The sequence below is a fragment of the Anaerotignum faecicola genome (assembly GCA_024460105.1).
In the GTDB taxonomy this organism is placed as follows: Bacteria; Bacillota; Clostridia; order Lachnospirales; family Anaerotignaceae; genus JANFXS01.
Window position 1 is genome coordinate 1 of record JANFXS010000261.1, and the last position, 459, is coordinate 459.

Annotated in this window: 1 protein-coding gene; it reads left to right on the plus strand. The window is 44.7% G+C overall.

What is annotated here, in order from left to right:
• Positions 1-22: 22 nt before the first annotated feature.
• The coding region (locus NE664_13860) for a hypothetical protein (GenBank protein ID MCQ4727719.1) at positions 23-459 on the plus strand (437 nt) is incomplete at its 3' end.

A 459-nucleotide genomic window follows, 5' to 3' on the forward strand; every position in this document is an offset into this window, starting at 1 on the left:
TGCGGATGGAACTCCATATGTCATGGTTGGAGATACATGGTGGGCGCTGGCTTCCTATCGTTACCCCTGGACAGAAGAAGATGATGAGCATCCTGTCGGACCTGGTATGAGTATGAAGGATATGGCCCGTCATCGTCGCCGCCAGGGATATAATACAGTCGGCATGATTGCTGCATTTCCTACATGGGCAAAGGATGGAAAACCTGCCAATATAAAAATGGATGATGAACATGGTACTTACATAAGAGGCGCATGGGCCGCGGCCAGTGTTGATGAATGGTTTCATAATAAAGGTACTTATACCGCCAGAGATATGCATAATGAAGGCGGACGTCCATTTGAATTTCCAGGAAGAGTTCCTGGATATGAAGATGTTGTTCCAGATTATGACCGTATTAATCCAGAATATTGGAAGGTGCTTGATAAGAAGATGAATTGGCTTAATGAGAATGGTTTTAC